Annotated in this window: 7 protein-coding genes; all 7 read left to right on the top strand. The window is 34.1% G+C overall.

All coding sequences use genetic code 11. The features are described from left to right. The first annotated feature begins 59 nt into the window (after positions 1–59). The 7 genes from G3567_RS13015 to G3567_RS13505 all read left to right on the top strand — a co-directional run bounded on the left by G3567_RS13015 (position 60) and on the right by G3567_RS13505 (position 6,008). Entirely contained in the window at positions 60–1,052 is a 993-nt protein-coding gene (locus G3567_RS13015; RefSeq protein ID WP_164005754.1) for a hypothetical protein, read from the top strand. Positions 1,053–1,191: 139 nt separating this feature from the next. After that, a complete protein-coding gene (locus G3567_RS13010; RefSeq protein ID WP_164005753.1) occupies positions 1,192–2,784 on the top strand; it encodes a hypothetical protein in 1,593 nt (530 codons plus the stop codon). Further along, on the top strand, positions 2,781–3,617 hold the full coding sequence (locus G3567_RS13005; RefSeq protein ID WP_164005752.1) for a tetratricopeptide repeat protein: 837 nt from the start codon (positions 2,781–2,783) through the stop codon (positions 3,615–3,617). The genes G3567_RS13010 and G3567_RS13005 overlap by 4 nt, the downstream gene beginning before the upstream one ends. A gap of 160 nt (positions 3,618–3,777) precedes the next feature. Next, on the top strand, positions 3,778–4,344 hold the full coding sequence (locus G3567_RS13000; protein ID WP_164005751.1) for a hypothetical protein: 567 nt from the start codon (positions 3,778–3,780) through the stop codon (positions 4,342–4,344). A 178-nt stretch (positions 4,345–4,522) separates the two neighbouring features. Further along, entirely contained in the window at positions 4,523–5,023 is a 501-nt protein-coding gene (locus G3567_RS12995; protein WP_164005750.1) for a barstar family protein, read from the top strand. A 179-nt stretch (positions 5,024–5,202) separates the two neighbouring features. Next, positions 5,203–5,805, top strand: a complete 603-nt coding sequence (merTP, locus tag G3567_RS12990; RefSeq protein WP_164005749.1) for a mercuric transport protein MerTP — start codon at positions 5,203–5,205, stop codon at positions 5,803–5,805. Next, positions 5,802–6,008, top strand: a complete 207-nt coding sequence (locus G3567_RS13505; RefSeq protein WP_164005748.1) for a GDCCVxC domain-containing (seleno)protein — start codon at positions 5,802–5,804, stop codon at positions 6,006–6,008. Before merTP ends, G3567_RS13505 begins: the two co-directional genes overlap by 4 nt. Positions 6,009–6,131: the final 123 nt, after the last annotated feature.

The raw sequence follows: 6,131 nt of genomic DNA, 5'->3' as shown, positions 1-6,131 counted from the left end.
GTTTTCACCCCGCCACAAAACCATATACGCGAGACGTTGTGCAACATTAAAAATGAACTATGTACATAAATTTCCACAAATTCAATTACGAGACAATTCCTGCCAGTGAGAAATCTCGATACGAGGAAAGAGATAAAGAAGCTTATAAGGCAGTAATTGGTGAATGGTTTAATTCGAACTTAGATAATTTCGTGAATAGAAAGTGGGAAATTGAGGAAATCCATTACCTCAAAGAAATTAGTGACTTCATTAAACTTATTCGTGAAGCTGAGAGCCTTTACGAGCTTGGATTTTTCACAGGTTGTATAGCCTTAGTCGGAGTTTCTGCTGAAGATTTCTCAAAATACCTTTCCGTTAAGAACAATCGACCAAACCACATTACTGACACTTACACAAGCGGTAGACGAAGAGGACAAGCCTATGATGTTAGCCAATTCAATCGCTTAAAAATGCAACTTAATGAAGGTATAATTGACCAAAATACTTATGATTTACTTGATGAAATACGAAGTATAAGAAATGACTGTTTGCACTATAATCAGAGTTTCAAACAGAAGTCGACAAATGACTTGAAAGTAGATTCTTTAAAGGCTTTAAACAACTTAAAATTGGTTCTGAAGGATAATATTGGAACAAATCCAGACCCAAATGATTTTCAAGACCTGATGAACGAACTTTTCAAAAGCGAGAATCATAGAAGCTTTGAAGAAATCGTTTGGAAACAGAAGAATATGTTTTCCCATTTGCTCAAGTTTTCTACGACTCAAGATCCAGGTGTAAAGCAAGTCGTGAAAGTTAATTTCTATCAAGTTACAGATTTAGATGACGAAGAAGTTGAATTAAAAGAACTTGAAGAAAACTCTCAATTAGGAACTAATTTGATTGTTTGGGTTGACATTGATGAAGCAGGTAGAGAGCTTATTGAGAAAAAGTCCATACAAAAAGGCGATTATGTATTTGCCGAAGTTTATTCTGATGTGGCAGAAGACGGACAAACTAGAATTTGGTATATAAGGAAAATTGAAAAAATAACGTTGCACAACAATAGCTAAGAAAACATAGGGCAGATAAGGCTTTCAGATAGGTTCGTTCACTTAGCAAACGTTGATTTCGGTGGACAATGAATCGCTTCGAAAGCCCTACGTTTCTTAGCCGAGCCGTTATGCGGCAGCTAAAAAAACGACAGGAACATTGAGAAACTTTATAAATATATTAATTGGACTTCTTGCTTGTTTGACTGTAAACGGACAAACAATAACAGAACAACTTATTCTAACTGATACAAAAGATTCACTTTATCTCAACTCGGACAAAATTTCTTTTGACAGACAAGGAAACTATTGCTTTGTAATAGAAAAAGACGACCAAGATTATTTCGTAACAAACAAAGACACGATTGGTGGATTCAAGTTTATTGGTTCAACGTATGGTAATGGTGGAGAAATCAACTATACCAATTCGTATTCTGACCCGAAAGAGAAACCCTTTTATTACAAAAACGCAAAAGGGACTAAAGTTTACGGAACAGCCATTGGAAAAATAGAAAGCTATCAAACAAGTAATACCAAAGAAAATATTGCAATTACAACAACTTTAAATGATTCTGTTTACAACTACATAAATGGAAGACTTGTATCACAGAGCCATAAAGAACAAGTTGAAAAGTTTTACATTTCTGAAAGAGATTGGGTTTCATTTAGTGAAAATGGTAATGTAATATACTTTCTAAAACAGGATTCACTTTACAAGTTATTTGTAAATGACAAGCTGATTGAAAGTTCCAAATTCAGATATAACCAATTAGCGATAAACAACAATGGAACCTACATTTTCGCCAAAGGAAAAAGACCTGAGAAACCGATAGGGAAATACAATTATATGTTTTTCATTCATTCAATGGACACAGTTCTTGGATATGTAAGAACAGTTTGGGATTATGAATTGAAAGAAAACGGAGCATACTATTACAGCGGTGATGATAACGGTCCCTATTACATTGCTATCAATGACAAGCTTTATAAGGATATTAAGCCCGTTTCAAACATTACTCTCATTGACAAAAAAACGTATCTGTATTCATTCAGTGAAAATGGTAAAAACAAAATCAATGTGAATGGGGCAATTTACTCTCACGAATTTGATGAAATATTTTTCCCAAGCTTAGACAAGAATGGAAATTTTGCATTTTATGGAATGAAGGACTACTATTTATACAAATTTGTAAATGGTCAAAAAATCAAAGAGCCATTATCAAAATATGGCGTACGAGCAACTCCGCTTTACATTAGTCCTATTGGTGAATCATTACATTACTTCAAAACAGACGACTCAATTTATTTGTATCAAGACGAGAATTTAATTTTCGAATCAATACCAAAAACCTCGAACTTTATAATTGAACCATTTATAGAAATTTTGCCCTACAATTTTGTTCGTGGCAAAACGGAGAATGGTAATTCGCTTTTCTATCTTGAATATGAAAATCAAGGGTATTTTGTTTTTAATGGTAAATTCTCAAAACCATTAATACCAATTAAGGAAAGAAACTTTTCAAGGGACAAAGAACAAGGGGCTATTGTTACAGGTGAATTTAGTGATAATGGATTTTTTGCAATTCAAAAAGTTGGAAAGAGAAAATTTCTAATTGTTGCAAATAATCAGGTTTACAAAGAGCTTGATGATATTGACTACATTATTTCTGATAGTTACTTTTTTGATGGGAAGAGTTTAACCTTTTATGGTGTTAAGAAACGTTCATTTTATCAATTCACTATGAGTCTATGAAAATATTAATCTCAATATCAATACTGTTGATTTCTGTTTTAGCATACGGACAAAAAATGCCGTCTGACTATTTTGACGAAGCAAGTAATTACTTTGAAGAAGAGAAATTTAATGAAGCCCTTAAAGGTTATCAATACATTGTAGATAATCATACGAAGAATGAGCTTTACCCAAGAGCATTTTATAACGTTGGATATATCTATTTCATTCAAAAGAAGTATGACAAAGCAATTCCGAAATTTAAAGAAATTCTCGAAAGCAATTTCAACGAAAAAGAAAATTTAGGTGGTGGTATAATGGCTGACCCTTACACCAATTATCGCCACAGAGCAAGCGAAATATTGAGTGAGATTTACTACGCTAAGGAAAAGTATGACACAGCATTGTATTATTTCGCTTTGTCTGATACAACTTATCCTTACTTACATTTTTGTGGTAATGAATATGCTTCAAATGATGTTCATACTGCATTAAGGTATGACGACATTTATCAGAAATTGAATCAGCCTGATAAGGCGATTGAAAAGCTTCTCCCTACTGTATTCATTACTCTTGCAGACAACTCAAAAGTAATTGAAGAATTAAAAAAACTTCTTGCCAACAGAAAAGGGCTTAAACAAGAGCTTGAAAATTCACTCAGCAAAATATATTCAAAGAAAATTGACCGCGAAAAATATTCTTACACAAGATACTACTTTAAGTTTCTCAATGTTGAAATTGCCGTTCCTGATAGCTATGAAAGTTGTGAAGACGAGAAGGACAAGTTTGATAAGGATAAAGCGATAAAAGAAATTAAGCAGACAGACTTCTATAAAATGATAGAGAAACTATAAAAACAAAAAAAGCCGACCGCATAACAAAGGCTATACGTAATCCGGGGGTAAGTACTGAAATGAAAGTAATTACAATAAATAAACTAACTGCTAAACGGAAAGTGAAGTGCCCTGAAATCCCGCACTACGCATAGCCAAACCGTTGGCAACAATAAGCGACATGAAAATACCGAAACTGATTTTACTATTAATTATCGTCTTTTCTTGTAAAGAGAATAAAGTAGAAACCAAAGTTGAACTTCCTGTCGAAATACAAAAAACGGAAGTTATCGCAACTGAATCTGACTCTATTTACGAAAGGTATAAATTAGGACAAGTAGAATCTTACGATTGGAACTTGATTTCTGAACGTGCTGAAAAATACAGCTCTGTTTCTGAACAATTTTCTGACAAAAAAAGAATACCAAAAGATTTCCTTGAGTTTTCTAAAAAGTTTATATCTGACATTTCGTTTCAAGAAAAACATATTGATTTTGACAATTTAATAGCTGTTGACAATGGTTGTGACGAAACCTTTGTGATGAGTAAAGATAATTGGGTTTTTGATGACTGGGATTTTATCAACTTTATCGGAATTGATGATGAAATGGAAAATACATTTAACTTTTCTGATTCGATAATGTATTTTGAATATGAAATCAAAGAAGTTGGAACCTTTAGAATTTTAGGTTTTGAAAAAAAAGATGGTGAATGGTATTTGACTTTATATCACGTGAATGATTGTTAAAATTACTGTTGCCAACACAGTGTATAATTAATTGCTAGGTTACTGCCGACTTACGAACATTCCTGCGGAATATTCTATCTGTGATTTATTTGCTAAATTACGTGCATAACTACGCAACTAACCATACACAATAACGTTGTGCTTCATTATGACAAAACTCTCGGATTTGAATTAATAGATGGAATTAAACGAAGAAAAAATAGAAAAAGACATAGAGATTCTAAAAGACGGACCAATTTGCAAGTATTTCAAAAACGGAATTCTTGACGAAGATTTGAATTGGTTTAACAACAATAATTTCGAGATTATAGAAATGAATTGTCGGAATTGGAATCGTAAAAACGCACATCAGAATTTAAAAAATGCACTGAATTTTCCAGACTATTATGGTGAAAATCTGAATGCATTTGCGGATTGTTTGTCTGATATGTACAACGAAAGATACAAAGGACTGATTTTGGTTTTTAGACGATATGACAATTTTGTGAATGAGGATGGAAAATTTGCCGAAGCAATTCTTGATATAATAGCAAGAAAATCTCGAGTTTGGCTTTTGACTGGACAAAAATTAATCGGACTAATACAATCGGACAATCCTGATTTGCACTTTCCTAAACTCGGTGGAACAAGCCCATGTTGGAATAGTGCTGAATGGTTCGATGCCGACAGAAAAAAATAACGAAAGCACAACACCGGCTATAGTTCATTGCGGCGGAATTTCCTACTCGGAAATTCCTGCGTATTTACTAACTTTGAGTTATAGCGGAAAATCCTGGCGGATTTATCCGCAACGAAACCATAGCCAAACACGTTGTGCGCAGCTGAAAAAAGACAAAAAAGTGCATAAGAAGAAATAAAATGAAATCACAAAACAAACTAGCAGGACTTGGACTTTTGACAGCAATTTCGGCTTCCCTTTGCTGTATTACACCTGTTTTGGCTTTGTTGGCAGGGACAAGTGGAATCGCATCGACTTTTTCTTGGCTTGACCCTTTGCGACCGTATTTAATCGGACTGACCGTTTTGGTCCTTGGGTTTGCTTGGTATCAAAAACTGAAACCGCAAAAACAAATTGACTGCGACTGCGATACAACTGAAAAAGCACCTTTCCTTCAGACAAAGAATTTTTTAGTTATTGTGACAGTTTTTGCAGGACTAATGCTTGCATTTCCAACTTATGCTTCCGTTTTCTTTCCAAAAAGTGAAAATAAAACAGTCGTCACCGACCAATCAAAAATTCAGACAGCAGAATTCAAAATAAACGGAATGACTTGCTCGGGTTGTGAAGAACACGTAAACCAGGAAGTAAATAAACTGACCGGGATAATCCATACGACTGTATCTTACGAAACCGGAAACGCAATCATTGAATTTGACCAAACCCAAACTGAAATTGAAGAAATAGAAAAAGCCATTGAAAAGACAGGGTATTCAGTAACAGACAAGAAAGAGATTAAATGAATATAGAATTACAATCAACAATCACTTGCCCATACTGTGGACATAAAAAGGAAGAAACTATGCCGACAGACGCTTGCCAATACTTTTACGAGTGTGAAAACTGCAAGAAAGTATTAAAGCCAAAACAAGGCGACTGTTGCGTTTATTGTAGTTACGGAACAGTAAAATGTCCGCCAATACAACAAGGGACAAGTTGCTGTTAAAAGATGAATTTGAAAAAAATTAAAAAGCTGACCGCACAACAAAGCCTATATTGCATGCCCTTCGGGACACGCACCATAGCCAAACCGTTGTAAACAATTATGGAGAACGTACTAAAATTTATA

It is taken from the genome of Psychroflexus aurantiacus (assembly GCF_010820555.1).
Taxonomy (GTDB): domain Bacteria; phylum Bacteroidota; class Bacteroidia; order Flavobacteriales; family Flavobacteriaceae; genus Psychroflexus; species Psychroflexus aurantiacus.
This window is presented reverse-complemented; position numbering and strand designations above follow the sequence as displayed.